At 72.1% G+C, this 26,292-nt stretch carries 27 protein-coding genes; 12 read left to right on the top strand and 15 right to left on the bottom strand.

Features of this window, described 5'->3' with window-relative positions:
- Window positions 1-19: 19 nt before the first annotated feature.
- Window positions 20-421: a DUF6578 domain-containing protein gene (locus OG584_RS25750; RefSeq protein WP_405781263.1), complete on the bottom strand. Its 402-nt coding sequence runs from the start codon at window positions 419-421 to the stop codon at window positions 20-22.
- A 107-nt stretch (window positions 422-528) separates the two neighbouring features.
- On the opposite strand from OG584_RS25750, the gene OG584_RS25745 reads away from it, so the two are divergent.
- Window positions 529-1,332, top strand: coding sequence for a site-2 protease family protein (locus OG584_RS25745; protein ID WP_405781262.1), 804 nt, complete (start codon window positions 529-531; stop codon window positions 1,330-1,332).
- 54 nt (window positions 1,333-1,386) lie between these two features.
- Here OG584_RS25745 and OG584_RS25740 read toward each other — a convergent pair whose 3' ends face one another.
- A complete protein-coding gene (locus OG584_RS25740) occupies window positions 1,387-1,578 on the bottom strand; it encodes a hypothetical protein (RefSeq protein ID WP_405781261.1) in 192 nt (63 codons plus the stop codon).
- Window positions 1,579-1,643: 65 nt separating this feature from the next.
- Entirely contained in the window at window positions 1,644-2,348 is a 705-nt protein-coding gene (gene npdG, locus OG584_RS25735) for an NADPH-dependent F420 reductase (protein ID WP_405781259.1), read from the bottom strand.
- 95 nt (window positions 2,349-2,443) lie between these two features.
- On the opposite strand from npdG, the gene OG584_RS25730 reads away from it, so the two are divergent.
- Together OG584_RS25730 and OG584_RS25725 are read left to right on the top strand one after the other, a co-directional pair.
- On the top strand, window positions 2,444-3,046 hold the full coding sequence (locus OG584_RS25730; protein ID WP_405781258.1) for a hypothetical protein: 603 nt from the start codon (window positions 2,444-2,446) through the stop codon (window positions 3,044-3,046).
- 42 nt (window positions 3,047-3,088) lie between these two features.
- Window positions 3,089-4,384, top strand: a complete 1,296-nt coding sequence (locus OG584_RS25725) for an MFS transporter (protein ID WP_405781256.1) — start codon at window positions 3,089-3,091, stop codon at window positions 4,382-4,384.
- A 38-nt stretch (window positions 4,385-4,422) separates the two neighbouring features.
- Here OG584_RS25725 and OG584_RS25720 read toward each other — a convergent pair whose 3' ends face one another.
- Window positions 4,423-4,650, bottom strand: a complete 228-nt coding sequence (locus tag OG584_RS25720) for a hypothetical protein (protein ID WP_405781254.1) — start codon at window positions 4,648-4,650, stop codon at window positions 4,423-4,425.
- Window positions 4,651-4,680: 30 nt separating this feature from the next.
- Here OG584_RS25720 and map point away from each other — a divergent pair, with 30 nt between their 5' ends.
- A complete protein-coding gene (gene map, locus OG584_RS25715; protein WP_405781253.1) occupies window positions 4,681-5,538 on the top strand; it encodes a type I methionyl aminopeptidase in 858 nt (285 codons plus the stop codon).
- A gap of 130 nt (window positions 5,539-5,668) precedes the next feature.
- Complete coding sequence (locus OG584_RS25710) at window positions 5,669-6,319, top strand: heme oxygenase (biliverdin-producing) (RefSeq protein ID WP_405781251.1); 651 nt, start codon at window positions 5,669-5,671, stop codon at window positions 6,317-6,319.
- Window positions 6,320-6,334: 15 nt separating this feature from the next.
- On the opposite strand, the gene OG584_RS25705 is transcribed toward OG584_RS25710, so the two are convergent.
- Both OG584_RS25705 and OG584_RS25700 read right to left on the bottom strand, forming a co-directional pair.
- Window positions 6,335-7,315 carry an urease accessory protein UreD gene (locus tag OG584_RS25705; RefSeq protein ID WP_405781249.1) on the bottom strand — a complete coding sequence of 327 codons (981 nt, stop codon included), beginning with the start codon at window positions 7,313-7,315 and terminating at the stop codon, window positions 6,335-6,337.
- 166 nt (window positions 7,316-7,481) lie between these two features.
- Window positions 7,482-8,192, bottom strand: a complete 711-nt coding sequence (locus OG584_RS25700; RefSeq protein ID WP_405781247.1) for an urease accessory protein UreF — start codon at window positions 8,190-8,192, stop codon at window positions 7,482-7,484.
- A gap of 620 nt (window positions 8,193-8,812) precedes the next feature.
- On the opposite strand from OG584_RS25700, the gene efeO reads away from it, so the two are divergent.
- The 4 genes from efeO (at window position 8,813) to OG584_RS25680 (ending at window position 13,180) form a co-directional block, all read left to right on the top strand.
- Window positions 8,813-9,958, top strand: a complete 1,146-nt coding sequence (efeO, locus tag OG584_RS25695; RefSeq protein ID WP_405781245.1) for an iron uptake system protein EfeO — start codon at window positions 8,813-8,815, stop codon at window positions 9,956-9,958.
- A 71-nt stretch (window positions 9,959-10,029) separates the two neighbouring features.
- Window positions 10,030-11,277, top strand: coding sequence for an iron uptake transporter deferrochelatase/peroxidase subunit (gene efeB, locus OG584_RS25690; protein ID WP_405781243.1), 1,248 nt, complete (start codon window positions 10,030-10,032; stop codon window positions 11,275-11,277).
- Window positions 11,278-11,355: 78 nt separating this feature from the next.
- A complete protein-coding gene (gene efeU / locus OG584_RS25685) occupies window positions 11,356-12,324 on the top strand; it encodes an iron uptake transporter permease EfeU (protein ID WP_405781241.1) in 969 nt (322 codons plus the stop codon).
- Window positions 12,212-13,180 carry a hypothetical protein gene (locus OG584_RS25680; RefSeq protein WP_405784289.1) on the top strand — a complete coding sequence of 323 codons (969 nt, stop codon included), beginning with the start codon at window positions 12,212-12,214 and terminating at the stop codon, window positions 13,178-13,180. Before efeU ends, OG584_RS25680 begins: the two co-directional genes overlap by 113 nt.
- Window positions 13,181-13,282: 102 nt before the next feature.
- Here OG584_RS25680 and OG584_RS25675 read toward each other — a convergent pair whose 3' ends face one another.
- Both OG584_RS25675 and OG584_RS25670 read right to left on the bottom strand, forming a co-directional pair.
- Entirely contained in the window at window positions 13,283-14,011 is a 729-nt protein-coding gene (locus tag OG584_RS25675) for a bifunctional DNA primase/polymerase (RefSeq protein WP_405781240.1), read from the bottom strand.
- 98 nt (window positions 14,012-14,109) lie between these two features.
- Complete coding sequence (locus OG584_RS25670; RefSeq protein WP_405781238.1) at window positions 14,110-14,769, bottom strand: TetR/AcrR family transcriptional regulator; 660 nt, start codon at window positions 14,767-14,769, stop codon at window positions 14,110-14,112.
- Between the two features lie 124 nt (window positions 14,770-14,893).
- Between OG584_RS25670 and ddaH the strand changes: the two genes are divergently transcribed.
- The gene (gene ddaH, locus OG584_RS25665) at window positions 14,894-15,796 is read left to right on the top strand and encodes a dimethylargininase (protein WP_405781236.1); all 903 of its coding nucleotides are present in this window, start codon (window positions 14,894-14,896) and stop codon (window positions 15,794-15,796) included.
- 56 nt (window positions 15,797-15,852) lie between these two features.
- Here ddaH and OG584_RS25660 read toward each other — a convergent pair whose 3' ends face one another.
- The 7 genes from OG584_RS25660 to OG584_RS25630 all read right to left on the bottom strand — a co-directional run bounded on the left by OG584_RS25660 (window position 15,853) and on the right by OG584_RS25630 (window position 24,249).
- Entirely contained in the window at window positions 15,853-16,887 is a 1,035-nt protein-coding gene (locus OG584_RS25660; RefSeq protein ID WP_405781234.1) for a small ribosomal subunit Rsm22 family protein, read from the bottom strand.
- A 140-nt stretch (window positions 16,888-17,027) separates the two neighbouring features.
- A complete protein-coding gene (locus tag OG584_RS25655; protein ID WP_405781233.1) occupies window positions 17,028-18,254 on the bottom strand; it encodes a beta-ketoacyl-[acyl-carrier-protein] synthase family protein in 1,227 nt (408 codons plus the stop codon).
- Window positions 18,251-18,514 (bottom strand): acyl carrier protein, encoded by a 264-nt coding sequence (locus tag OG584_RS25650; protein ID WP_405781231.1) that lies wholly within the window; start codon window positions 18,512-18,514, stop codon window positions 18,251-18,253. Before OG584_RS25650 ends, OG584_RS25655 begins: the two co-directional genes overlap by 4 nt.
- A 345-nt stretch (window positions 18,515-18,859) precedes the next feature.
- Window positions 18,860-20,767, bottom strand: coding sequence for an acyl-CoA dehydrogenase (locus tag OG584_RS25645; RefSeq protein WP_405781230.1), 1,908 nt, complete (start codon window positions 20,765-20,767; stop codon window positions 18,860-18,862).
- A 3-nt stretch (window positions 20,768-20,770) separates the two neighbouring features.
- Window positions 20,771-21,997 (bottom strand): beta-ketoacyl-[acyl-carrier-protein] synthase family protein, encoded by a 1,227-nt coding sequence (locus OG584_RS25640; protein WP_405781229.1) that lies wholly within the window; start codon window positions 21,995-21,997, stop codon window positions 20,771-20,773.
- Complete coding sequence (locus tag OG584_RS25635; RefSeq protein WP_405781227.1) at window positions 21,994-22,755, bottom strand: 3-oxoacyl-[acyl-carrier-protein] synthase III C-terminal domain-containing protein; 762 nt, start codon at window positions 22,753-22,755, stop codon at window positions 21,994-21,996. Before OG584_RS25635 ends, OG584_RS25640 begins: the two co-directional genes overlap by 4 nt.
- 216 nt (window positions 22,756-22,971) lie before the next feature.
- Window positions 22,972-24,249 carry a multidrug effflux MFS transporter gene (locus tag OG584_RS25630; protein ID WP_405781226.1) on the bottom strand — a complete coding sequence of 426 codons (1,278 nt, stop codon included), beginning with the start codon at window positions 24,247-24,249 and terminating at the stop codon, window positions 22,972-22,974.
- A gap of 53 nt (window positions 24,250-24,302) precedes the next feature.
- On the opposite strand from OG584_RS25630, the gene OG584_RS25625 reads away from it, so the two are divergent.
- Entirely contained in the window at window positions 24,303-25,307 is a 1,005-nt protein-coding gene (locus OG584_RS25625) for a Gfo/Idh/MocA family protein (protein WP_405781225.1), read from the top strand.
- Window positions 25,308-25,402: 95 nt separating this feature from the next.
- Window positions 25,403-26,155 (top strand): SDR family oxidoreductase, encoded by a 753-nt coding sequence (locus tag OG584_RS25620; protein ID WP_405781224.1) that lies wholly within the window; start codon window positions 25,403-25,405, stop codon window positions 26,153-26,155.
- Window positions 26,156-26,292 lie beyond the last annotated feature (137 nt).

Raw genomic sequence — 26,292 nt, 5'->3', positions numbered from 1 at the left:
GTCCGTTACCGCGCACACTTCAGCCGCCCGGTCCCTCCAGCTCGACGAGCACGCCGGTCGCGCGGCTCTCGTGGCCCGGCCGGTCCGGGCCGCCCGTCCGGTCCGCCTCACGGCTGAACCACTTCGGGCAGCGCCGCACGGGGCGCAGCCTCAGCCGGCCCGGCACGGGCTCGTACACCGATGTGCCCGAGGCCTGCGCGAACTCCACCGTCATCACCTGGATCGACCGGACGTACGCCGTCACCTGCTCCGCCTCCGAGCCGCCCATGCTGTGGTTCGAGACGCACAGCGCCCCTTCCGGCACATCGGGGCCGACGCCCCCGTGCGGCCCCACGGTCCAGGTGACCTCGTCACCCACCGAGAACGGTGTGCCGCAGCACTCCATCTCCCAGTCCGCGTAAACCACCTGCCATACGGTCATGACCCCACCCTGCCCGGAACTCCCGTCCGGCCGCGAGACGTTTACCGCGTGTCACCTGTACGGTCGGGCTCTCGATGCCCGGCCCCCACGTATCAGGAGCTCCCTCGATGACCACCGTCCCCACCCGCCGCAGCGAACGGCGGATCAGCCCGGTCTTCCTGGGGATCGTGGCCGTCATGGCGGTCACCGGCTGGGCGGTGTGGGCGAACGCCGCGAAGGTCCCCGGCTTCGCCCTGTTCCTCTTCGTGACGTCGGCATGGGTGGTCTCGCTCTGTCTGCACGAGTACGCGCACGCACGCAGCGCTCTGCACAGCGGTGACATCTCGATCGGCGCGAAGGGCTATCTCACCCTCAACCCGATGAAGTACACCCACGCGATGCTCTCCATCGTGCTTCCGCTGGTCTTCCTGGTCCTGGGCGGGATCGGTCTGCCCGGTGGCGCCGTCTTCATCGAGCGGGGCCGGATCAGGGGCCGCTGGCGGCACAGTCTGATCTCGGCGGCGGGTCCGCTGACGAACGTCCTGTTCGCGTTCGTCTGCACGGCGCCGTTCTGGCTGCACGCACTGGACGGCGTACCTGCGCTGTTCCGCTACGCGCTGGGCTTCATCGGGCTGCTGCAGTTCACGGCGGCGATCCTGAACTTCCTGCCGGTGCCGGGTCTCGACGGGTACGGCGTGGTCGAGCCCTGGCTGCCGAACAGCGTCCGCCGCCAGGTCGAGCCGTTCGGGCAGATCGGGATGGTGGCGGTCTTCGCGCTGCTGTGGATCCCGTCCGTGAACCACGCCTTCTTCGACCTGATCGACGCGATCCTGCGCGGTGTCGGGGTCAGCGACCAGGACACGTACTGCGGGCAGAACTTCTACCGCTTCTGGCAGGGCAGGCCCGACGGGTTCTTCTGCCCGGCCGGGTAACCCGCGGAGGCCGGATCCGGCTGCGGTCGGTCGGTGGCGGTCGGTCGGTGGCGGTCAGTCGGTGGCGGGGGTGCTCGCCGGCTTCGCCGCGCGGTTCCTGCGCAGGTAGTACCAGGCCATGTTCGACGAGAGTCCCGCCAGCAGGATCCAGACGATCCCGATGAAGCTGCCCTGGACGAAGGAGACCACGGCCGCTGCCACGGCGAGGGCACAGACGACGAGGGCGTACAGAGCGAGGCGGGGCATGGGTGCGGCTCCTGTCCGGGGGCGAAGATTTCTGTTCCCCAGTGTCCCCCATGCCCCGGACGCACTCACACGTCGGTGACGCGCAGCCCCGCGTGGGCCTTGTAGCGGCGGTTGACCGAGATCAGGTTGGCGACCAGCGACTCGACCTGGTGGGCGTTGCGCAGCCGTCCGGCGAAGACTCCGCGCATCCCGGCGATCCGCCCGGCGAGCGCCTGCACGGTCTCGACGTCGGCGCGCTCCTCGCCCAGCACCATCACATCGGTGTCGATCTCTTCGATCTCCGGGTCCTGCAGCAGGACGGCCGACAGGTGGTGGAAGGCGGCGGTCACCCGGGCTTCCGGGAGCAGGGCGGCGGCCTGCTCGGCGGCGCTGCCCTCCTCGGGCTTCAGGGCGTACGCGCCCTTCTTGTCGAAGCCGAGCGGGTTGACGCAGTCGACGACGAGCTTGCCTGCCAGCTCCGTGCGCAGCGACTCCAGCGTCTTGGCGTGCCCGTCCCAGGGCACGGCCACGATCACCACGTCGCTGCGGCGCGCGCACTCGGCGTTCGCGGCGCCCTCGACACCGTGCCCGAGCTCCTCTGCCGCGGCCTGTGCCCGCTCGGCCGCACGCGAGCCGATGATCACTTTCTGGCCCGCCCTGGCCAGCCGGTAGGCGAGCCCGCGCCCCTGGTCACCGGTGCCGCCGAGGACGCCGACGACCAGGTCCGAGACGTCGGGAAGGTCCCAGGGGTCCCTGGCTGCGGGCTGCTGTGCACTGTCGGAGGAAGTCATGGGCCGACCCTACTCGCTGGTACCCGGCACTCGTACGGATGACAGGGGCCCGACGGACCCCCGGTCGCGGGCCCTTTACGGCAGGATGCCGGGCCATGGACGCCGTACGCGTAGCTCTGCTGCGGGAGGTACTCGCGGGGACGGAGTGGCCTCGCGCCACCCGCCGGTTCGCCACCGCGCTGCGCTCGTCCGTCGTGCCGCGTGGCGGGGGGCTGCTCCTGGTAGGGACCCGGACGTACGAGCCGTGGCACCTGGCCGCGCACCTCGTCGACGAGGCCGCCTGGTCGGGACTGCCCGAGCTGGCGCCCACGCTGGTACGCCACCGGATCGCGGGCGGTGAGCCCGCGCACCTCTCCGTGGGGCTCGGGCGGATCGAGGCGGCGGGGCGCGGGGCGACGCTGCTGGTCGTCGCCCCGGAGCTGCCGGGCGACGGGCTCCTGGAGCGGGTGCACGGGGCGCGGCGGGCGGGGGCCACCGTGCTGGCGCTGGACGGCGGGCACCCGGAGGTGCACGGTCTGGCCCATGAGGCGCTCACCGTGACGGACGGCGACGAGGTGGATCTGGACACCGTGCAGCACCTGGTCAGCGCCGCAGCCGGGGAGAACGGCCTCCCCGCGCAGCGAGGCAGGCCGCGGTTCCGGGACCGCCTGTCGCGCCTCGCCGAGCAGCTGACAGCTCCTCCGCCGAGCCGCTGGTAATCGGCTTGCGCGCGGGGGCGGCGCGACCGAGCATGACCTCTCGTGGCCCCTGGCACGCGGCTCGGCGCGATACTCCCCGATCTCACCCCCTGGCGCTCCTCCCGGGAGTTCCGGCTGCTGTGGATACAAGGCCTGATCGCCTTCTTCGGCAGCTCCATGGCGCTCATCGCGCTGCCGCTCCAGATCAAGGAACTCACCGAGTCACCGGCCGCAGTCGGTGCGATGGGCGCGGTCGAACTGGTGCCGCTCGTCGTCTTCGGCCTGTACGGCGGTGCGCTCGCCGACGCCGCGGACCGGCGAAAGGTCATTCTGGCCACCGAGGCGGGGCTCGGTCTGCTGGCCTCCCTGCTGCTGGTGAATTCGCTGCTGGCCACGCCGATGCTCTGGCCGCTGTACGTCGTGGCCGCGGGGGTGTCGGCCCTCGCCGGGCTGCAGCGGCCCGCACTCGACTCGCTGATGGCGCGGATCGTGCCGCACGACCAGCTCACCGCGGCCGCCGCGCTGAACGCCCTGCGCTGGCAGACCGGTGCGATCGCGGGTCCTGCGCTGGCCGGGGTGGTGGTGGCGTACGCCGGGTACCCCACCGCGTACAGCGTCACGGTGCTCGGTTTCGCCGTGTCGGTCGCCATGTGCTCCCGGCTGTCGCCCGCCCCGCCCTCGCACGGTGCCGCGAGACCGTCGCTGCGCGGGATCGCGGAGGGCGCGCGGTACGCCTGGAGCCGCCCGGTGCTGCTCGGGACGTACGCGGTCGACCTGGCCGCGATGTTCTTCGCGTATCCGAACACGGTCTTCCCCTTCCTCGCCGACGATCTGCATGCCACGTGGGCACTCGGCCTGATGTATGCGGCCGGATCGGTGGGGTCGGTGCTCCTCAGCCTGACCAGCGGCTGGACGTCGCGGGTCAGGCGGCACGGGCTCTTCGTCGTCTTCGGAGCGGCGGGCTGGGGCCTGGCGATCACGGCGGCCGGCTGGTTCACCAACATCTGGCTGGTGCTCCTGTGCCTGGCCTTCGCGGGCGCGGGCGACATGCTCAGCGGGCTCGGCCGCTCCACCATCTGGAACCAGACCATCCCGGAGGAGCTGCGCGGCCGGCTGGCAGGCATCGAAGTGCTCTCGTACAGCGTCGGTCCGCAGCTGGGCCAGGTGAGGGCGGGAACGCTGGCCGGCTGGACGGGGACACGGACCGCGATCTGGAGCGGGGGGCTGGCCTGCGTCGCTTCGGTGGGGGTACTCGCCGCTGTCCTGCCGAAGCTGCTGACGTACGACGCGGGCACGGACGCCGACGCACAGCAGCGCCGCGCCCAGAAGGAGGCGGCGACGGCTGCGGCGGCGGTCTGATCAGCGCGGTCCGGCCGGGACGGCGGCCGGGCGGCCGGTCACTTCTCCTCGTCGGTCGCGCTCCTGTCGTGCCACTTGGGGTCGGTGTCCCACTCCACGTTGCGCTCGGCCGCCGTCTCCATGGCGTGGGTCGCCTCCTCGCGGGTGGCGTACGGGCCGAAACGGTTCTTGGAGGGGCACTCGGGCCCCTCTTCGGCCTTCTTGTGCTGGAGGCAGTAGTACCACTCGCCCGGTTTCGCGGCCGCGCGCTTCTTGAACAAAGCCATGGTCGGCTCCTCTCTCATACACTCGCTGGCATGTCTGGCCAGTCACTGCTCGTACCAGGGGAGCTCTCTCCCACCCGTTCCGTACCCGGAAACATCCGGCGTCCCGAGTACGTGGGCAAGCCCGCGCCGACGCCGTACACCGGACCGGAAGTCCAGGATGACGACACCGTCGAGCGCATGCGCGTCGCAGGCCGTATCGCCGCGCAGGCGATGGCGGAGGCCGCCAAGCACATCGTGCCCGGTGTGACGACGGATGAACTCGACCGGGTCGCCCACACCTTCATGTGCGACCACGGGGCCTACCCGTCGACCCTCGGCTACCGCGGGTTCAAGAAGTCGCTCTGCACCTCCGTCAACGAAGTCATCTGCCACGGGATTCCGGACTCCACGGTGCTCCGGGACGGCGACATCGTGAACCTCGACGTCACGGCGTACATCAACGGCGTGCACGGGGACAACAACGCCACCTATCTCTGCGGGGACGTCGACGAGGAGTCCCGGCTCCTGGTCGAGCGGACCCGCGAATCGCTCGACCGGGCCATCAAGGCGGTGAGGCCCGGCCGCCAGATCAATGTCATCGGGCGGGTCATCGAGTCGTACGCCAAGCGCTTCGGTTACGGCGTCGTCAAGGACTTCACCGGGCACGGCATCAGCACCTCGTTCCACTCCGGGCTGATCGTGCCGCACTACGACAGCCCGTACGCCACGGAGCTGATCCGGCCCGGCATGACGTTCACGATCGAGCCGATGCTCACCCTCGGCACGCACGAGTACGACATGTGGGACGACGGCTGGACCGTGGTCACCAAGGACCGCAGGCGGACGGCGCAGTTCGAGCACACGCTCGTGGTGACGGAGACGGGGGCGGAGGTCCTGACGCTGCCCTGATCCGGATTGGCCAGGGGCCGGGGCGGGTACGTGTTTTGCCGACAGGACGTCGGGAACCCATTGACTCAGGTAACCCTGAGCACGGGAGCTCGACCCAGGTTTCCGTCCCCCTCGGCCCCGGAGGTCCGCCATGGACGCCTTTTCGACGCTCATCCGCACCGCCTCGCACGACCAGCACACCGAGGCCAACTCCGCGACGTTCATCGGCGACATGCTCGGCGGCACGCTCGGGGTGGACGCCTACGCCCGCTACACCGAGCAACTGTGGTTCGTCTACCGGGCGCTGGAGGAGGGCGCCGAGCGGCTCGCTGCGGACCCCGTGGCCGGTCCGTTCATCCTCCCGGAGCTGATGCGCACGGCCGCACTGGAGCAGGACCTGGCACATCTGCGGGGCCCCGGCTGGCGCACCGGGCTGACGCCGCTGCCCGCCACCACCGCCTATACGGAGCGGGTGGCGCACTGCGCGCGGAGCTGGCCCGGCGGCTATGTCGCGCACCACTACACGCGTTACATGGGTGACCTGTCCGGCGGTCAGATCGTCCGCGACGCGGCGGAGAAGACCTGGGGCTTCACGCGCAAGGGCGACGGCGTGCGGTTCTACGTCTTCGACGGGATCCCCAACCCGGCCGAGTTCAAGCGTGGTTACCGGGAAATGCTGGACGCGGTGGACGCGGACGAGCTGGAGAAGCGGCGGATCGTGGACGAGTGCAAGCAGGCCTTCGCGCTGAACATCCAGGTCCTTCGCGAGCTGGGCCGGGAGTTCACCCCGCTCAGCGCCTGAGCCGTTCCGTGCGGCTCAGGCGGGCCGGGGCGCGCGCGAGCCGGTGAGCAGCCGGCGCGCGGCGTCCCAGCCCGCGTACCGGGCGGCCGCGACCGCTGTCCCGTCGTCGCCGAGTACCCGCAGCCAGGCGCCGCAGCCGTGCGGCAGCACGCTCACTCCGTACGCCAGTCCGCGACCGCCGAGTGCGCCGTGCAGGGCATCGGCCACCTCGGTCGCCGCGCACCGGCCGGTCACGACGAAGAGCGATGCCAGGTGGGTGCTCCCGGCCGGCACACCCGGCCCCGTCACGTCGTCCCGGTCCGGGCACAGCCTTAGCGCGTCGAGTGCGAGCAGCCTGCCGTCGGGCCGCCGGACCTCCAGGTCCAGGCCGAGGACGTCGTACGCGTGGCGTGCGCCGGATCCCGTCCGTCCTTTGGCCACCGTCTCGCCGATGACGACAGTGGCGGTGGGGTCGGCCGTGATCACGGTGCGCTGGTAGAGCCGGGCGCCGGGAAAGGGGAGCAACGGCTCGGGCAGGTACTCCAGATACGCGTCGGGGCCTGCCGAGAGATTGACCAGCCGGGTCGCGTAGCCGCTCTCCATGCCGCGGACCTCGGTCACCGCCCCCGTCGTGAGATGCACCTCGCTCTCGGCGCCGCAGCAGACGTCGACGCGCTGGCGGTCCTCCTGGAGCATGCCGCCCTCGGCGGGCATCAGCCGCACGAACGCCATCTGCGGCCTCAACGGGTCCGCGTACTGGGCCCGGCCGGTCCGCAGCGGCATCCTGCCGTAGCGGCGGACCAGCTCGGTGCGTCCGCTGATCCGCTCGAAACCCATCTCCAGCAGGCCGACCCTGGCGGGCGGGTCCGCACCGGCCGCGCCGTCGGCGTCCCGGGCGTGACGTGCCACCTCGGGAGGTACGCGGCCCGGGGTGTGGTGCGCCGCGGAGAGCCGCGACCGGGTCTGCGACCGCCCCGTCCCCGACGCTTCGGGCCCCTCGTCCGTCACAAGCGCCATATCAGGCCACCGCCCCGTGCCGGACGTCCGGCACAGAGAGTTCGGCTCGGCCGCCGGCCGTGGTCGCCACCTTGTCGTTCATGGTGATTCCTCTCCGGATTTCCCGGGTCTCCCGCGGCCGGTGGGCCGGCAGGTCGTGCGCTCGTGGCCGCTCAGCCGCACTCACTCACGCGGTCGCGCGGCCGGGACGCCCGTACAGCGCGTCGGCCGCAGGCACGCAGCCGCCCAGATCGGCGAGTCCACGGCGGAGCGCGTCCACCGTCACCTCCTCGACCACCGGCGCGGCGCCACGCAGCAGCAGTTGCGACGCGCGGTGGCCGGCCGCACCTGTCCGCCGGGCCGCTCCGGCGAAGGCGGCGCAGAACGCGAACAGCTCAGCGGCCACCGCCTGTTGGACGGGCACCCCCGCTCCGGCCTGGATGACCGCGGAGACCACCGCCCGGTTGCCCGGTGCCTCCCGCCGTGCGACCAGAGCCGCGTACTCCTCCACGGCCTCGCAGGGAAAGACGGCTCGGCCCGTGTCGAGCATCCGCCGCCCGGTCCGGACCGCGGCCGCCCGCTGCTCCTGACTGAGCGTCGCCGCGTACAGCCGTTCGTCGATCTCGGCCACCTCGCCCCAGCAGCGCTCCGACGCGGCGGCGTGGGCGAGCGCGACGGCCGTGGCGTCGGAGGGCCCGATGCCCCGGCGCAGCAGGGCGTGGAGCAGGGGCCCCAGGCCGTCCGGGCCGACCCGCTCCGGCTGGACCAGGCAGTCCCACTGGTAGGCCGGGTGGCACCCGCCACCCGGAAACCCGGGGTCCATCAGCTGCAGACCGATCACCAGGGACAGCTGCGGGGACATCCGCACGCCGGGGACGGCCGTGGATGCGGGCGTCACCGGATTCGGGGGAAGGGCCGGAAGAGCGGAGCGAGGCGCCCCGCGCCGGCGCCGGCCGAGGCGTCGGCAGGTGGGGCGGCCAGGCGTTCATCTCCGTACAGGGACACGGGCTGGCCGACCATGGACGCCTCGTTTCGGCAGTTCGGGCAGATCATGAGTGGAGTCGGGCACGGCGAAGGCCGCGCTTTCGACGCTACGAGAGCCCGGCGGACCTGCCACTCCAGACGGCCCGATGGAGTGAGCCCCGGCGCCCCGGCCGCGCCGCCGGACCCCGCTCGTCGCCCGGTACCGCGGCCCCGTCCATGATCATGGCCATCTCGCCTGGGGACAGAACCGAGTTGGCACCCGCGCGGAGACGTCGGGGCCGGGGGCGACTGCCGCTGCCCTGCCAAGGTCGCCCGGGGCGGACGCATCCCGGCACCCGGGCAGCCGAGCGCCCCGATCGTCCCGGAACGGCCGCCGCCGTGAGCGGCTTGACCCGGATATGGCCCTGCCGTGACGGGGTTGTGACCAGGCCCGCGGAATGAGATCTGAATCACTGCACGAGTGGGTATCACTGAGGTAAGCCTCGGTTAAGTTAGGGCTGCCTCACTCGACCATTCACCCAGCGTGGAGCCCGTATGCGACCCGTCCGACTCTCCGTCGTCACCGCCGTCACGGCCCTGGCCGCTCTGACCGCCGTCACGGGCTGTGCCGAGAAGAGCGATGCCAAGGCGGGGGGCAGCGGCGCCGTCGCCGTCACCGCGAGCGATTCCTCCTGCAAGGTCTCCAGGACCCGCTTCCCCGCGGGGCACGTGCAGTTCGCCCTGGAGAACAAGGGCTCCAAGGTCACCGAGGTCTACCTGCTCTTCCCCGACGACCGTATCGTCGCGGAGCGCGAGAACATAGGTCCCGGCCTGAAGCAGACCCTGACCGCAGAGGTCAAGGCCGGCTCGTACGAAGTCGCCTGCAAGCCCGGGATGAAGGGCAACGGCATCCGCCAGAAGGTCACCGTCACCGGCGGCCAGGCCGCGAAGCGCGACCCGAAGCTGGACGCCGCGGTCGCCGCGTACCGCAAGTACGCGCAGGAGCAGGCGGACGAGACGCTGCCGAAGGTGAAGACCTTCACCGACGCCATCCGCAAGGGCGACCTGGCGGCGGCCAAGAAGGCGTACGCCCCCTCACGCATCGGCTGGGAGCGCACCGAGCCGGTCGCCGAGTCCTTCGGTGACATCGACCCGAAGACCGACACCCGCGCGGACGGCCTGGAGAAGGGCCAGAAGTGGACCGGCTGGCACCGCCTGGAGAAGTCGCTCTGGCAGGACAAGAAGATCGGCGCCACCGAGAAGTCGCTGGCGACCGAGCTGGACACCGACCTGGCCGACTGGCAGAAGCGCGTGGGCACCGCCGCGATCACCCCGACCTCGATGGCCAACGGCGCCAAGGAACTCCTCGACGAGGTCGCCACCGGGAAGATCACCGGTGAGGAGGACCGCTACAGCCACACCGACCTGGTGGACTTCAAGGCGAACGTCGAGGGCGCGCAGCAGGCGTACGAGCTGCTGAAGCCGGTCGCGGCGAAGAACGAGCCCGCGCTGACCAAGGAACTGGACAAGCAGTTCACAGCGCTGAACTCACTGCTCGACCACTACCGCAGCGACAAGACCTCGTACGACTTCACGTCGTACGACAAGGTCTCCGAGGCCGACCGCAAGAAGCTGTCGGACGCCGTCAACGCGCTGGCCGAACCGCTGTCGAAGCTCGCAGCGGCCGTGGTCTCCAAGTAATGGCCCGCCCGGAGAAGGCTGCAGGCAAGGCCGAAGGCAAGGCGGCGGAGCCGGAGAGCCAGGAGCCTGTCATGGCCGACGAGTCCGGTGCCACGGCCCCCTCCCGGCGGTCCCTGATCGGCTGGGGCGGCGCCGGACTCGCGATCGGAGCGGTCGCGGCGGGCGGCGCCGCCGCCGCGCTGCGCACCGGTGACGACGCCGCGCCCGTCGCGGAGTCGGGGGCCGCCGTGCCGTTCCACGGCGCGCACCAGGCCGGTATCGCCACCGCGGTCCAGGACCGGCTGCACTTCGCCTCGTTCGACGTGACGACCGACGACCGGGCCGAGCTGATCCAGCTGCTCAAGGACTGGACGGCGGCCGCGGCCCTGATGACGCAGGGGCACACCGTGGGCGACGGGGCGTACGGCGGTCTCGCCGAGGCCCCGCCCGACGACACCGGCGAGGCACTCGGGCTGAAGCCGTCCCGGCTGACGCTGACGGTGGGCTTCGGCCCCAAGCTGTTCGAGAAGGGCCGGTTCGGCCTGGAGGACAGGCGCCCCGAAGCTCTGGTCGACCTGCCGGAGTTCCCCGGTGACAACCTCGAAGCGACGCGCAGCGGCGGGGACCTGTGTGTCCAGGCGTGCGCGGACGACCCGCAGGTGGCGGTGCACGCGATCCGCAACCTGGCCAGGATCGGCTTCGGGAAGATCGCGATCCGCTGGTCGCAGCTGGGGTTCGGCAAGACCTCGTCGACCACCCCCGACGCCCAGACCCCGCGCAACATGATGGGGTTCAAGGACGGCACCCGGAACATCGCGGGCACCGACGCGGCCGCGCTGAAACAGCACGTATGGGCGGCGGAGAAGGGCCGGGCGGCCTGGATGACCGGCGGCTCCTATCTGGTGGCCCGCCGCATCCGGATGCACATCGAGACCTGGGACCGAGCCTCGCTCCAGGAGCAGGAGGACGTCTTCGGCCGCGACAAGGGCGAGGGCGCCCCGGTCGGCAAGGCCAAGGAGCGTGACGCACCCTTCCTGAAGGCGATGCTGCCGACGTCGCACGTACGTCTCGCCCATCCGGACAGCAACCACGGGATTCGCATCCTGCGCCGCGGCTACTCCTTCACCGACGGCACGGACGGCCTTGGACGGCTGGACGCGGGGCTCTTCTTCCTTGCGTACCAGCGGGACACGCGACAGGGATTCATCCCGCTCCAGCGCGGTCTGGCCCGGCATGACGCACTCAACGAATACATCCAGCACGTGGGTTCGGCGCATTTCGCCGTTCCGCCGGGTGTCCGCGGCAAGGGCGACTGGTGGGGCCGTGGCCTGTTCGCCTGACACGTCCCGCCCCGGCGCCCGTCCGTTTCCCTGCCGTCGTCCTCGTAACCCGGTTCCTGCAACCAGAAAGGACCCGACGTGTTCGGCAACTATCTGATCGGTCTGCGCGAAGGCCTCGAAGCCAGCCTGGTCGTGTGCATCCTCATCGCCTATCTGGTCAAGACCGGGCGGCGCGACGCGCTGCGGCCGGTGTGGACCGGCATCGTCACAGCGGTCGTGGTGGCGCTCGCCTTCGGCTTCGCGCTCGAATTCGGTTCGCAGGAGCTGACGTTCAAGGCCCAGGAGGCGCTGGGCGGTTCACTGTCGATCGTCGCCGTCGGTCTGGTGACCTGGATGGTCTTCTGGATGCGGCGCACCGCACGGCATCTGAAGGCCGAACTCCACGGCAAGCTCGACACCGCGCTGCAGATGGGCACGGGCGCGCTGGTCGCGACGGCGTTCCTGGCCGTGGGCCGGGAGGGTCTGGAGACTGCGCTGTTCATCTGGTCCTCGGTGCACACCTCGACCGACGGCGCCCAGGGGCCGATGATCGGCGCGCTGCTCGGCATCCTCAGCGCCGTGGTGCTCGGGTGGCTCTTCTACCGGGGTGCGGTCCGCATCAACCTGTCGAAGTTCTTCACGTGGACCGGCGGGATGCTGGTGATCGTGGCCGCGGGTGTGCTGGCGTACGGCGTCCACGATCTGCAGGAGGCCGATTTCATCCCCGGTCTGCAGAGCCTGGCGTTCGACATCAGCTCGGCCGTCCCGCCGGACAGCTGGTACGGCACGCTCCTGAAGGGCGTGTTCAACTTCCAGCCCGACCCGACGGTGCTCCAGGCAACGGTATGGGTGCTGTATCTGGTCCCCACGCTCGCGCTCTTCTTCGCCCCGGTAGGGTTCACCACGTCCTCGAAGGCAGCGGGATCGCAGGAGCAGAAGGCAACTCATGGGCAGGCTGGGGCGGCTGACGGCGGGGCTCGCGACGACAGCGGCGATATCGCTGACGGCGAGCGGGTGCATGACGGTGCACGGCGAGCTGGAGGTCGTACCGTCAGCGACGAGGGCTGACGCGGCCCGAGCACTCGCCGCCTTCACCGTCGCGTACAACAAGGCGGACAAGGCGTACGACCCGGCTCTCGACGAGGGCCGGGTCACCGGTCCGCTCGGGGCCATCAACCAGGCGGGCCTGAAGGCACATCACGTCACCACCCCCGCCGGGAACGCACAGCACTCGGACCTGAAACTCACCGACGCGAAGTTCGTCATCCCCAAGAAGGCCGGATGGCCCCGGTGGTTCGTCGCCGACACGGACTCCAACCGGGACCGGGACGGCGGCCGTGGGGACACCCGCTGGCTCGTGGTGTTCGTACGGGACGCGGCCGGTCAGCCGTGGAAGGCCGCCTATCTCTCGGTCCTCGCCCCGTCGGCGGTCCCCGGCTTCGTCACGGACAAGGACGGCTGGGCGCGGGCCGCCGAGCCCGCCGACTCCTCGCTCGCGGTGGCTCCGGAGAGACTCAGCGGGCAGTACGCCGCGTATCTGAAGAGCGGGAAGCCGGACCACTTCGCCCCTGGTGCGGACACCACCGTCTGGCGGCAGTCGCGGCAGAAGGACGCGAATCGGCTGGGCCTCTCCACGCAGTACGTGGACCGTGCGCTGACCGACGGCGACTACCGGCCGCTGGCTCTCACGATCCGGGGTGGCGGGGCTCTGGTCTTCTTCTCCACCCGGCACTACGAGCAGCAGACCGCGGCGAAGGGTCTGCATCTGACGGTGCCGGCGGATGTGAAGGCGCTGACGACCGGTGACGCGAAGACCACCATCACCAAGGAGCGCATATCCAGCCAGGTCGCGCTGGTACCGGCGAAGGGCCAGGTCGTCATCCTCAACCGGCTGGCGGGGCTGACGGCCGCGAAGGGTTCGTAGGGCACCCGGAGCGGGCTGGGCTCGGGGCCGTTCGCAGGGCCTGCGCGGTACCCGTGGACGCGGGACGTGCTCCGGCCCGCCATGCGGCGGGCCGGGTGCGGTTCAGCGGCCTAGTGGCCAGGCCACCGCATGGGCGTCCTGGTCGTCGCCGGCGAAGCGCGCGCAGGCGTCGGTGAGCGTCTCCAGCAGGGTCAGCGGGTCGGGCAGCGGGTGTTCGAGTCCGCGGACCCAGTCCACCCCGGCCCCGCCGGGCAGCCGCGCGGGCGGTACGAGCACATAGCTGCCCCGGCAGTGCCAGCGCAGCCCCGGGTGCTCGTCCATCGTCTCCGGGTGGCAGTCCAGCTCACACGGCCACCACTCGTCCTCGTCCTCGGGGGTGCCGCGAGTGGCGGTGAAGAAGAGCATCCGGTCGTTGCCGGACTGGGCGACGGGCCCCACTTCGATCCCGTCGGCGAGCAGCCGCTCCAGCGCGCTGCGCCCCGCGTCGAGCGGCACATCGAGGCAGTCGAGGACCATGCCGGTCGCGGTGATGAAGTTGGCGTCGGGCTGGTTACGGACCCAGCGCTCGACCTGGGCGCGGTCGGTCGTGGACTGTGTCTGCCAGGCGAAGGAGAGGGGGTGCCTGGCCGGGGTGGGACAGCCCACACGGTCGCAGGAACACCGGTATCCGACGGGGTGGGCGGCAGGCGAGAGGGGCAGCCCGGCTTCGGCGGCGGCGACGAAGAGCTTCTCGCGGTTGAGGTTGTCGTCGGGGGACTGTCTGGGGCGGCGGCGCAGCCACTGGGGCATCCTGCTCGCCGGGCCACGGTCTCGGCCGAACTCTGTTCCCATCTATCCCCTCACCTCGCCGCTTCCGCTCATGCTCCACGGACCCTCCATGCTGCCACCATCCTGCGCCCCGGGTGACCACACTTACCGGCCGGGGTGGTTCAGCCACTGTCCGGGCGGGCCCCGATCCCGCGGAGCACCTGGTCCACGCAGGTGTCCGCGAAGGCGTGGGTGAGCGGGTTCGTGCGCTGGAGCCAGCGATGGGTGAGGGGCCCGACCAGCATCTCCACGGCGATCCGGATGTCCACGTCAGCGCCGATGTGCCCGGCGGCCACACCGGCCCGCAGCCGCTCCTCGTACAGCCCGAGTGCGGGTTCGAGCAGCTCGCGCGTGAAACGTCTGCCGAGTTCCGGGTCGGTCGACCCGGCAGCGGTCAGTGCGCGGGCCGGAGCGTCGTACTTCTCGTCGTTGAACTGGTCGACAGTGAGCCGCAGCACATGCTTGAGGTCGGCGGCGATGTCCCCGGTGTCGGGGAAGCCGCTCCACTCGCCCTCGGCCTCGGCGTCCCCGGTGAGCGCGACGCAGGCGTCGAGCAGGACGGCCGCCTTCGACGGCCACCAGCGGTAGATCGTCTGCTTTCCGACTCCCGCGCGGGCGGCGATGGCCTCGACGGTCAGCTTGTTGTAGCCGACCTCCGCGACCAGGGCGAGTGCCGCGTCGAGGATCGCCCGGTGCGAGCGTTCGCTGCGGCGGGTGGAGTCCGGCGCCCTGCCGGGCGGCTTCGTTTCGGGCGGCAGGGCGGGAGACGGGGAGTCGGCCATGGACGGGAATCTAACATCGCCTGATCCGATACGTATCGTCTCGGTATCCGTGTGATGTGACGCTCCGTACCACCGCACCGCCCGCACCGGGGCCCCCGGCCACGGTGCGTGAACCACCCGATCGGTGCACAGCGCGCAGGCCCCGCGGGGCGGACCATGGGCAGCAGTCGGCTGCACACCCGCAGCTCATGTCCGCCGTGAGGAGCCCTCATTGCCTCGTGACGCCAGACCCCGGCGCTATCTGATGTGCCCACCAGCACACTTCAGGGTGACGTACTCCATCAACCCGTGGATGGACCCTTCAAAACCGGTCGACCTGCCCCTGGCCCTCGCCCAGTGGGAGGACCTGCGCGACCGGTACCGCGCACTCGGCCACACGGTCGAGATCCTGGACCCCGGGCCCGGCCTGCCCGACATGGTCTTCGCGGCCAACGGCGCGACGGTGATCGACGGGCGCGTGCTCGGCGCCCGCTTCGCCCATGCGGAACGCGTCCCGGAGGCCGAGGCGCACCTGGAGTGGTTCCGCGCCCACGGCTTCACCGGAATCCACCGGCCGTCCCATGTCAACGAGGGAGAGGGCGACTTCGCCGTCACCGCCTCGTACATCCTGGCCGGGCGGGGATTCCGCTCCAGCACCCTCTCGCACGACGAGGCCCAGGAGTTCTTCGGCCGCCCGGTGATCGGCCTGGATCTGGTCGATCCGCGCTACTACCACCTCGATACGGCGCTGAGCGTCCTGGACGACGAGGCGGACGAGGTCATGTACTACCCGGACGCGTTCTCCCCCGGCAGCCGCTCGGTCCTGGAACGGCTGTTTCCCGACGCGCTGACCGCGGCTCCTGAGGACGCCGCCGCGCTGGGACTGAACGCGGTGAGCGACGGCCGCAACGTGCTGCTGCCGCAGACGGCTGTCGGCCTCTTCGCTCCGCTGCGTGCCCGCGGTTTCGAACCGCTCGGCATGGACCTGAGCGAACTGCTCAAGGGTGGCGGAAGCGTCAAGTGCTGTACGCAGGAGCTGCGTTCGTAGCCCGGCGGTGTCCAGCGCTGCCGGCCGGCGGTAGGTGAGGTCCGGCCGGGCAGGGCCTACGCGTGGGGCTGCGGCCATCCGTCGCCCCACGCGGTGTCCCGTGCCGCGCGGTAGAGGTCGCCCTGGCGCTTGGAGACGGTCCGGCGGGCGAGCTCGCCCGCGTCCGTGCACAGTTCCAACTGGACCAGGCCCTTGCGGATCTGGGGCTTGCGCACGACCCGGGCCGGGACGGTCTCCGTTCCGCCCCGGAACGCGGCGACGTAGCTGAACTTCTCGTCCTCGTACGCCAGCGAGCCGCCCTTGATCTGCCGGTGCAGCGAGGACCTGCTGACCCGCGTGGAGAAATGGCACCAGTCGGTGCCGCGCTCGATGGGGCAGGCGTCGCTGTGCGGGCACGGTGCGGCGGTCCGCAGCCCCGCCGCGGTCAGCCGGTCCCGGGCCGCCATGATCCGCAGATAGCCGTCGGGTGTGCCGGGTTCGACGACGACTACCGCCTGGGCCGCCTGGGCCGCGGCGTCCACGACTGCGGTGCGTCCGGCCTCGGTCAGCTCCCCCAGGACATAGGAGACCGTCACCAGGTCAGTGCTCTCCAGAGTGAGCCCAGGCCCGATACGCGCGCTGCGCCATTCGGCACCGCGCAGCGCGGACGAGCCCGACTGCGCGGCGAGTTCACGGCCGAGCGCGAGCGCCGGCTCCGCCCAGTCCAGCACGGTGGTACGGCGGTCCGCTGCCGCGCCGGCCCCGTCCCCGCCCGCTCCCTCTGCCCCGTCCCAGGCCCCGGCCACCGCCCAGCTCGCCGCACCGGTGCCCCCACCGACGTCGGTGTGCCGGGACGGCACCCACCCCGGCACCGCGGCGCGGAAGGCGTCGAGCGCGGACCGTACCGCTTCGAAGGTGGCGGGCATCCGGTACGCGGCGTACGCGGCGACGTCCGAGCGGTCGCGCAGGATCGGCGTGCCGGTGGGAGTGGTCCCGCGGTAGTTGGCGATCAGCCGCTCGACGGCCTGGGCGGCCTGTTTGGACGGCAGCCCGTCGAGGAGCCCGGCGAGGGCGGTGCGCAGGGCTTCGGCGGTGCGGAGGGAGTCGTTCACCGAAGGAGTCTAGGCCGTGTCCGCGAAGTCGCGTCGCCGCCCGGAGGGCGTCGCACGCCAGGCGCTCCTTCGCGGACACGGCCCGGTGCCCGCGGCGGGACGGACGCCGCCCGCCGCGGGCACCGGGCCCGCCCTGGCCGTCAGGCCCGCTGGAAGGCGAGTACGGCGTTGTGGCCGCCGAAGCCGAAGGAGTGGCTGACCGCGCGCGACACCCGCACCCGGCGGGGCTGTTTGGTCACGCAGTCGATGTCGAACTCGGGCGCGGGGGCCGTCAGATTGGCGACCGGCGGCACGAGTCCGTGCTGGATGGTGAGGACGGTCAGCCCCGCCTCGATGGCACCCGCAGCTCCCATGCAGTGACCGAGCACACCCTTGGGCGCGGTCACCGGGGGACGGTGCGGGTAGGCACGGGCGATCAGCCCGGCCTCGGTGGCGTCGTTGAGCAGGGTCGAGGTGCCGTGGGCGTTGACGTGTCCGACATCCGTGGCGCGCCAGCCGGCGTCGCGCAGCGCCGCGTCCACCGCCGCCTCGGCGACGGCCCCGTCGGGACGGGGGCGGGTGGGGTGGTACGCGTCGGTGGTGGCACCGGTTCCGGCCAGCAGAGCCCGCGGGGCCACCCCCCGGGCCAGGGCATCGGCCTCGCGCTCCAGGACCATGACGGCGGCCCCCTCCCCCATCACAAGACCCCGCCGGTCGGCCGCGAACGGCCGGCTCACGGCCGAAGGCTCCTCCCCGGCCCGCACCGCTCCGGCCCCGGACCGTGCGAAGCCGGTCAGTGCCAGCTTGTCGACGATCGACTCGGTGGCTCCCGCGACGGCGATGTCGCACTGGCCCGTGACCAGCAGATCACGGGCCACCGAGATCGCCGTGGCACCGGACGAGCAGGCCGTGCAGGGCGCCAGGCTCGGACCGGTGGTCCGCAGCCGGATGGCGACCTCGGCGGCCGCCATATTGGGGATAGTGAGCAGGGTTCCCAGCGGCGAGGTCGAATCGGGCCCCCGCAGTTCCAGCGCGACCGACTGCTCGTACAGTCCGGTCGAGCCCGCGCTGCTGGTCCCGATGACGACGGCGACCCGCGTGCCGTCCCAGGCTTCCGGCACGAGTCCGGCATCGGCGACGGCTTCGGCGGCGGCCAGCACCGCGAGCCTGACATAGCGCCCCATCCGGTAGGCCGTCCGCCCGCCCACGGCGTCCGACAGATCGATCCCGGTCACCTGACAGGCGAAGTCGATCGCACAGCCGCCCAGTTCGGGGACCGTACGGGCCATGGAGGTGCCGGTGCACACACCCCGCCAGGTGGATTCCGTGTCGTGGCCGGCCGGGGTGATCATCCCCAGGCCGGTGACGGCGACGGGAGGGAGCGTCATCGGGAGCCGGCCGCGGTCGGCGCGGTGGAAGCGGTGGAAGCCGCCAGGAAGTCGCTGATCCGGCCCAGCGTGGCTCCCTTGTAGGCGGCGTCCGCGTCGGCGTCGACACCGAGGGTCTCCTTGACGATGACACCGAGCTCGGCGACGGCGAGGGAGTCCATCTCCAGGTCGTCCATGGTGGCCTCGGGGCGGAGTTCGACGGCGGGGACCTTGAAGGTGTTGGTCAGGACATCGACGAGGGTCGGGTGCAGCTCGGACATGACATTCCCCTTCACACAAAACGTATGAATGCGCATGAATCGCACACCATGGACGTCGGTCCAACGGCTGAACGATCTTCCGGTTACGCGATGAGGGAAGGTTTTTTCACAGCCCCTGACGATGTTCCGCGACGGGAACACCGCAGGTCGCCGCACCAGCGGGCCCCCGGGACGTCCGCTCCCGCCCCGCCCGCGGGCAGCCGCCCCGTCATGGACAGCCGCCCGTGCGACCACCTGGAGCAGCGCCTGAAGCCGCGCCGGGCACCAGGTCCTGGCGGCAGAAGCGGGACAGTACGTGGGTCGTGCCCCAGTACGCGATCAGAACCGTCCGCAGCAGGAGCCGGCTCACCGCTGCGCCTGCCCGGCCGTACGGTGCCAGGGCCCTCCGGGGTCGTCGTACGCGGCGGCGTACCCGGCGTCCGTGACCGGTACGTCCGCCAGCCACTCGTCCGGCAGGTCGAACGCACCGGCCAGCGTCTGCGCCTGCCCCGCGACCACGGCGGTGAGCCGGTCCACCTCGGCCGGGAGTCCGACGATGTGACGGCCGTCGACGAAACCCCCGTTCAGCAGATCCCCGCTCCGGGGTGCGATGCGCTCCAGGGCGAAGAGCCGGCCCAGGGTGTCCAGCAGTTCCCGGGCGGCGGAGCCCGGTACAAGTGCGTCCGCCGCTTCGGCGACAGCCTCGGCGGCCCGCAGCTGGGCGTGCGCGGTGGCAGCCCGCAGTGCGGCGGTCGCGCCCGCGTTCCACCTGCCGAGCGCGTCCCCGGGCGCGGCGTCGCGCATACCTGCGCGGGCCCGGTCGAGTTCGACGCACTCGACTGCGGCCAGCAGCTCACGGAGGAACACCGGGTCGGTCAGTTCACGCCCCGCGGGGGCCGCTGCTGGGCGCGGCGGGCGGTGGCCCGCCACCATGCCGGCCGCCGCCTTGGCGTGGATGGCGAGGTTGTCGCCCTCGGCGGTGATCGCACCCTCGATGCCGGTCACCAGCGCGGCCAGCCCGTTGTTCTCCAACAGCCCCTGGGCGCCGCACCGTTCGCGGCACTCGGTGATGACAGCGCGCGCCTCCCAGGTGATCCACGCCTTGGCGACGGCGACCAGTCTCTCCGCGTCCGCCCGGCCCGCCGCTCCGTGCTCCGTCCAGGCGCGCAGGACCGCGCGGTGCAGCAGCGTCATCGCGTACGCCGTGGCCAGCCCGCCCGCGAGGGGGGCGTAGTGGCTGCGGTGGGCCATGACGGGCACCCGCTCGGCCGCCCGTACCCCGCCGATCAGCCGGTGCGCGCTGTACCGGACGGCCACCGCCAGGGCCGCCCGTACGGACCCCACGGCACAGGCACTCATGCTCAGCTTTCCCGCGGTGACCCTGCCGATCGACAGCAGGAAGCGGCTGCGCCGGTTGACCACATCGCTGGTGAAGACGCCCTCGGCATCGAGCCGGCCCTGGGAGCCGGAGAGCAGCGCGTCCCGCGGGACGAATACGTCGTCGAACGAGGTCAGACAGTGGTCGACGGCGCTGCCCAGGCGTCGGGGCAGCAGCCTCACGCGTACGCCGGGCAGCGGCCCTCCGGCCGTGGTCAGCGGGGTCAGGAACAGGAAGACGCCGAGGTCCCGGCCGTCGACCAGCAGCCGGGCCGCCACCACTCCGCTCTTCGGGCCGCCCGCGGTACTGGTGTTGGGCATGAACTTCTGGGCGCCCGCGTGCGGTGTGCGCAGCAGGAATCCGTCCCTGGCGCGGTCGTAGTCCGCGGTCGTCTCCAGCGCCGTCGCGTCGTTGCCGTGGGCGAGTTCGGTGCACAGGAAGGTCCCGACACGGCTGAGGTCCGCGAAGGCGGACAGGTCCCGCAGTACGTCGCCGTCGTGGTCCAGCAGGGTGCCGAGGAACAGGTTGTAGTGGATGCCGGCGACCGTGGTCAGCGCGGTGTCGACCGGGCTGAGCCACTCGTGCATGTTCGCCAGGGCCACCGGGTCGGCGGCCAGCCGGAAGGCGCTGTCCAGCGTGGAGTTGAGGGTGCGCAGCCGCCCGTACGCCAGCTGGAGCCGCTCCGCCGGAGCCGGATCGGACCTGCGCCGGAAGGGCTCCGTGGTGAGGAGCGCCCGCCAGGGGCCGTGGGTGGCCCGGTGCTCGTCGCCGAACAGCACCCGGACGAGCTCACCACGCACGGCGGCCCCGGGGTCCTCGGCGGCGGCGTTCCGCGCTGTGGTGTGCTCCGCCGTGGTGTCAATGTCCGTGTTCCTGGTTGTGGTGGCCGCGGTCATGCCTCACGCTCCGCGCTGGAAGGCCAGCACCACGTTGTGCCCGCCGAAGCCGAAGGAGTGGCTGACGGCCCGCTCCACGTCCTCACTGCGCGCCTGCTTGGTCACGCAGTTCAGGTCGAACTCGGCAGCGGGGGCGTCCAGGTTGCCGACGGGCGGGACGATGCCCTCCTCCAGGGTCAGTACGGTCAGCGCGGCCTCGATCGCGCCCGCCGCGGCGAGCGAGTGCCCCAGGACGCCCTTCGCCGAGGTCACCGGCGGCCAGTGCGGGAAGACGCGCGAGATCACGGCGGCCTCCATCGCGTCGTTCAGCGGGGTGGAGGTCCCGTGCGCGTTCACATGCCCGACGTCGTACGGACTCCAGCCGGCGTCCCGCAGCGCCCCCTCGACAGCGGCCTGCGCGTAGCGCCCCTGCGGATCGGGGGCTGTGGGGTGGAGGGCGTCGGTGGTGGCGCCCACTCCGGCGAGCAGCGCCCTCGGGTGCCGTCCGCGGGCGGCCGCGTCGGCGGCCCGCTCCAGGACCAGCACGCCGGCGCCCTCGGCGATGACGAACCCGTCCCGGTCGGCCGCGAACGGCCGGGAGGCGCCGGCCGGGTTGTCGCAGCGCCTCGACAGCGCGCCCATCTTCGCGAAGCCGGACATCACCAGCGGCTCCAGGACCGACTCCGCTCCCCCGGCCACCACCACGTCGCACTGCCCGGAGACGAGCAGGTCGCGGGCGACCGCGATGGCCGTGGCTCCGGAGGCGCAGGCGGTGGCGGGCGCCAGACTCGGGCCCCGGGCCTGCAGCGCGATGGCGACCTCGCCCGCGGCCGCGTTGGGGATCATCATCGGCACCAGCAGCGGAGACACCGCCTCCGGGCCCTCGGTGTGCAGCCGAAGGGCGTTGTCGGTGAGTACGGAGACCCCGCCGACCCCGACACCGATGACGACACCCACCCGGCAGGCGTCCCAGCGCTCGGGATCGAGGCCGGCGTCCGCGACGGCCTGCCGGGCGGCGATCAGCGCCAGTTTGACGAACCGGTGCATGCGCCAGGTCTTGCGTCCGCCGACCGCGGCGTCGAGATCGACACCTTCCACCGGACAGCCGAAGTCGACCGGCAGGCCGCGCAGTCCGGGCAGCCGGCGGGCGACCGGCCGGCCCGCGCAGACCGTTTCCCACGTCTCGGCCGCACCGGCGCCACCCGGGGTGATCATCCCAAGGCCGGTCACAGCGATGTCGGGTGTCCTCATGAGAGCTCCTCGGAGAGTGCGGTCGCGGCTTCCCGCGCCGCGGCGGTGCGGGAAGCGGAAGAGCGGGCGGAGCCGGACGAGGCGGGGGCCGCGGACGGACCGCCCCAGCGCAGCGCCGCCGGTCCCCTGGTCGGACCGCCGCCGAAGGCCGTCAGCAGCACGCGTTCGCCGGTCCGCAGGGTGCCTCTGGCATCCGCGTCGGCGAGCGCGGGCGGGATGGAGGCGGCGCCGGTGTTGCCGACACGGTCCGGGTGGGTCACACACCGCGCGGGGCCGGTCCCCAGCGGTTCGGCGACCGCGCTCGGGATCCGGCCGTTCGCCTGGTGCCCCACGAAGCGGTCGGCCCGCCCGGGGTCCCGGCGCAACTCGGCGAGCAGGCTCCGGCAGGAGCCGGTCATGCGCTCGACGGCCCGCCGGCGGACGGCCCGGCCGCGCCTCCGGAAGCAGCCGTCCTGCGGCTCCGCGGCCTTCTGCGAGGCCCGTGTCCGGGAGCCGCCGCCCACCACGGTCATCAGGTCGTGTCCGGTGCCGTCGCTGCCCAGGTCGAAGCCGAGCAGTTCTCCGGCCCGCTCCACGACCGGCCGGGCCGCCTCGTGGGCCAGGTCGCCGGTGGACACGCCGGGACCGCCCCGGCGGCGGGCCACGATCCCCGTACGGGCCCTCCCCCAGGTGTCGTCCACGCCCCCGTGCGCGGGTAAGTCGTCGTCGGTCACCCGCCTCGGCGGCGCCCAACCGGCCACCGACTCGACCAGAGCCACCCCGTCCCCCCTCGATCGTCCGCTGTCTGCGGCAGCAGAACGGCATCGGGTGGGGAAGGGTTTCGCAGGACGGGGCCGAACGGGTGGCCCTTGTTCATCCGTTCGACAGGCGTGCCCGCACCGTCATGACCTGCAACGCAGCGGCCGGGACCTGGGACACGGCGGCCGGGACCGGACCACGGCCGAAAGCGGCCCCGGTCCCGCGCGCCGAGCCGCCTACAGCCCGGCGGGAACCGCGTGCGCCCTGCGCTGCCACGGCCGGCACAGCACCAGGAAGCAGGTCATGGCGCCCACCCCGCACGCCAGCTGGACCACGGCCATCGGAGCGGCCGTCGCCTCGCCCGCGATACCGACCAGCGGGGACGCCACCGCGCCGAGCAGGAACGTGGAGGAGCCGATCAGGGCCGAGGCCGACCCCGCGGCGTGCGGGGTGCGCATCAGCGCCTGCGCGTTGGTGTTCGGCATGGCGAGGCCCATCGCCGACATCAGGACGAAGAGCGCCGCGGCGATCGGGAAGAGGCCGACGTGGCCGAAGACCCCGGCCGTCATCAGCAGCAGCGCCGTGGCGGCGAGCGTGATGACCGTCAGCCCGAATCCGAGCGCCTTGTCGAGGCTGACCCGGCCGACGAGCAGCTTGCCGTTGATCTGGCCGACCGCGACGAGGCCGACCGAGTTGATCCCGAAGAGCAGGCTGAACGTCTGCGGCGACGCGCCGTAGATGTCCTGTACGACGAACGGCGACGCGCTGATATAGGCGAAGAGCGCCCCGAAGGCGAGACCGCCCGCGAGCAGATAACCGGTGAAGACCCGGTCGGCGAGCAGCGAGCGCATCGTCCGGAGCGCGTGACCGACACCTCCGGTGTGCCGCCGCTCGGGCGGCAGCGTCTCGTGCAGCCACTTCCACACCACGAGGGTCAGCAGCGTGCCGACCACGGTGAGCAGGACGAAGACTCCACGCCAGTCGGTGATCTGGAGGATCTGGCCGCCGATGAGCGGGGCGACGATCGGGGCGACCCCCGAGATCAGCATCAGGGTGGAGAAGAACCGCGCCATCTCCATGCCGTCGTAGAGATCACGCACCACCGCGCGGGCGATGACGATACCGGCGGAGCCCGCGAGCCCCTGCAAGAGCCGGAAGGCGATGAGCAGTTCGACGCTGGACGCGAGGGCGCAGACCGCGGTGGCCGCGACGTACACCACCATGCCGGCGAGCAGCGGCCGCCTCCGCCCCCACTTGTCGCTCATCGGGCCGACGACGAGCTGGCCGAGCGCCATGCCGATCAGGCAGGCGGTGAGCGTGAGCTGGACGGTGGCGGCGGGCGAGTGCAGCGCGTCCGTGACCTCGGGCAGCGCGGGGAGATACATGTCCATCGAGAGCGCGGGCAGCGCGGTGAGCCCGCCGAGGACGAGGGTGACGAGGATTCCGGTGGTCCGGGTGGGGGCAGGGGCGGGGAGCCCGGCGCGTATGTGCGCCGGGGCAGCGGTCTTCGGCATGCCCCCTATGCTCTCAGCTCACATGGTGTGGTATGGACAATCTGGGAGCGCGGATGGAAAGAAATGTGCGCTGGGGCGTGGTCGGCACGGGTGGTATAGCCGCCGCGTTCACCGCTGACCTGCAAGGACTTCCGGGTGCCGAGGTGGCCGCAGTGGCGTCCCGCACACTCGGGTCCGCGAAGGCGTTCGCCGGGCGCTTCGGCATCCCGCGCGCCTGCGGCAGCTGGGACGAGCTGGCGGCCGACCCGGACATCGACGTGGTGTACGTGGCCACCCCGCACTCCGCGCACCGGGCAGCGGCCGGGCTCTTCCTGGAGGCGGGGCGTGCGGTGCTGTGCGAGAAGGCGTTCACGCTGAACGCGCGGGAGGCCGCTGAACTCGCCGGTATCGCCCGCTCCGGCGGCAGCTTCCTGATGGAAGCGATGTGGATGTACTGCGACCCGCTGGTCCGCCGCCTGACGGAGCTCGTACGGGATGGGGCGGTCGGCCAGATCCGCACCGTGCAGGCCGACTTCGGCCTGGAGGGACCCTTCGCCGCGGGCCACCGGCTGCGCGACCCGGCGCAGGGCGGCGGCGCGCTGCTGGACCTCGGTGTCTATCCGGTGTCGTTCGCGCAGCTGCTGCTCGGCGAGCCCGACCGGGTGCGGGCCGACGCGCTGCTCTCGCCGGAGGGAGTCGACCTGGACACCTCGGTACTGCTCGGCTGGGAGAGCGGGGCGACCGCGCTGCTGAGCTGCTCCGTGACGGCGGACACCCCCCGGACCGCGGCCGTGACGGGGACCGCGGGCCGCATCGAGATCCCGCGGGGCTTCTTCCAGCCGCAGCGGTTCGTCCTGCACAGGACCGGCCGGGAGCCGGAGGAATTCACCGCAGGGCAGCACGGAAGCGGGCTGCACGGGATGCAGCACGAGGCCGCCGAGGTGATGCGCGCCCTGCGCGCGGGTGAGACCGAGTCCCCGCTGGTGCCGCTGGCGGGCACCATCGCCGTGATGCGGACGCTCGACGCGGTACGGGAGCTGACCGGGGTGCGGTACCCGGCGGACGTCGCACCGGGCTGAAGCGGCAGCTGCGGCAGGGCTGCCCGCGGGTGCGTGCGACCGCGCCGGCGGGCAGTCGCCACCGCCGGGCCGGCCCTGTCGTAATCTGCGCCACCATGAACACTTCTCGGAAGACAGCGGTCGTCACCGGCGCGGGCTCCGGCATCGGCCGCGCCGTCGCGCTCGCCCTGGCGGAGGCCGGCTGGTCGGTGGCGCTGGCCGGCCGCCGTGCGGACAAACTGGCCGCGACCGCGGCGCTCACCACCGGCGAGACCTTCACCGTACCGACGGACGTCACATCCCCGGACGAGGTGGGCGCGCTCTTCGGCGCGGTGCGGGAACGATGGGGGCGGCTGGGTCTGCTCTTCAACAACGCGGGCACGTCGGGCCCCGGCGGGGTACCGGTCGAGGACCTCCCCTACGAGGCGTGGCGGCAGGTCGTCGACACCAATCTGACGGGTTCGTTCCTGTGCGCGCAGGCGGCCTTCCGCCTGATGAAGGAACAGCACCCCCAGGGCGGCCGGATCATCAACAACGGCTCCATCTCGGCGCACGCCCCGCGCCCGGACTCGATCGCGTACACCGCCACGAAGCACGCCCTGACAGGTCTCACCAAGTCCCTTTCCCTGGACGGACGTCCGTACCGCATCGCCTGCGGGCAGATCGACATCGGCAACGCGGCCACCGAGATGACCGAGCGGATGCGCAGCGGAATCAAGCAGGCGAACGGTGAGCTGCTGGCCGAACCGGTAATGGACACGGCGGACGTCGCACGCACGGTGCTGCACATGGCGGAGCTGCCGCTGGAGGCGAACGTGCAGTTCGCGACCGTGCTGGCGACGGCGATGCCGTACGTGGGGCGCGGCTGACCGGCGGCTCCGCCGGGTGCGCGCGTGAGGTGCGGGCGGCGGGATCCGCTGAGGGCGAGGGGAGTTGGCGGAGGGAGTTGGCGGAGGGAGTTGGCGGAAAGAGCCACGGCCGTCACTCCCGCCCTTTACACTCCATT

Origin of the sequence: Streptomyces sp. NBC_00859, from assembly GCF_045161865.1 — a bacterium.
GTDB lineage: Bacteria > Actinomycetota > Actinomycetes > Streptomycetales > Streptomycetaceae > Streptomyces.
This window is presented reverse-complemented; position numbering and strand designations above follow the sequence as displayed.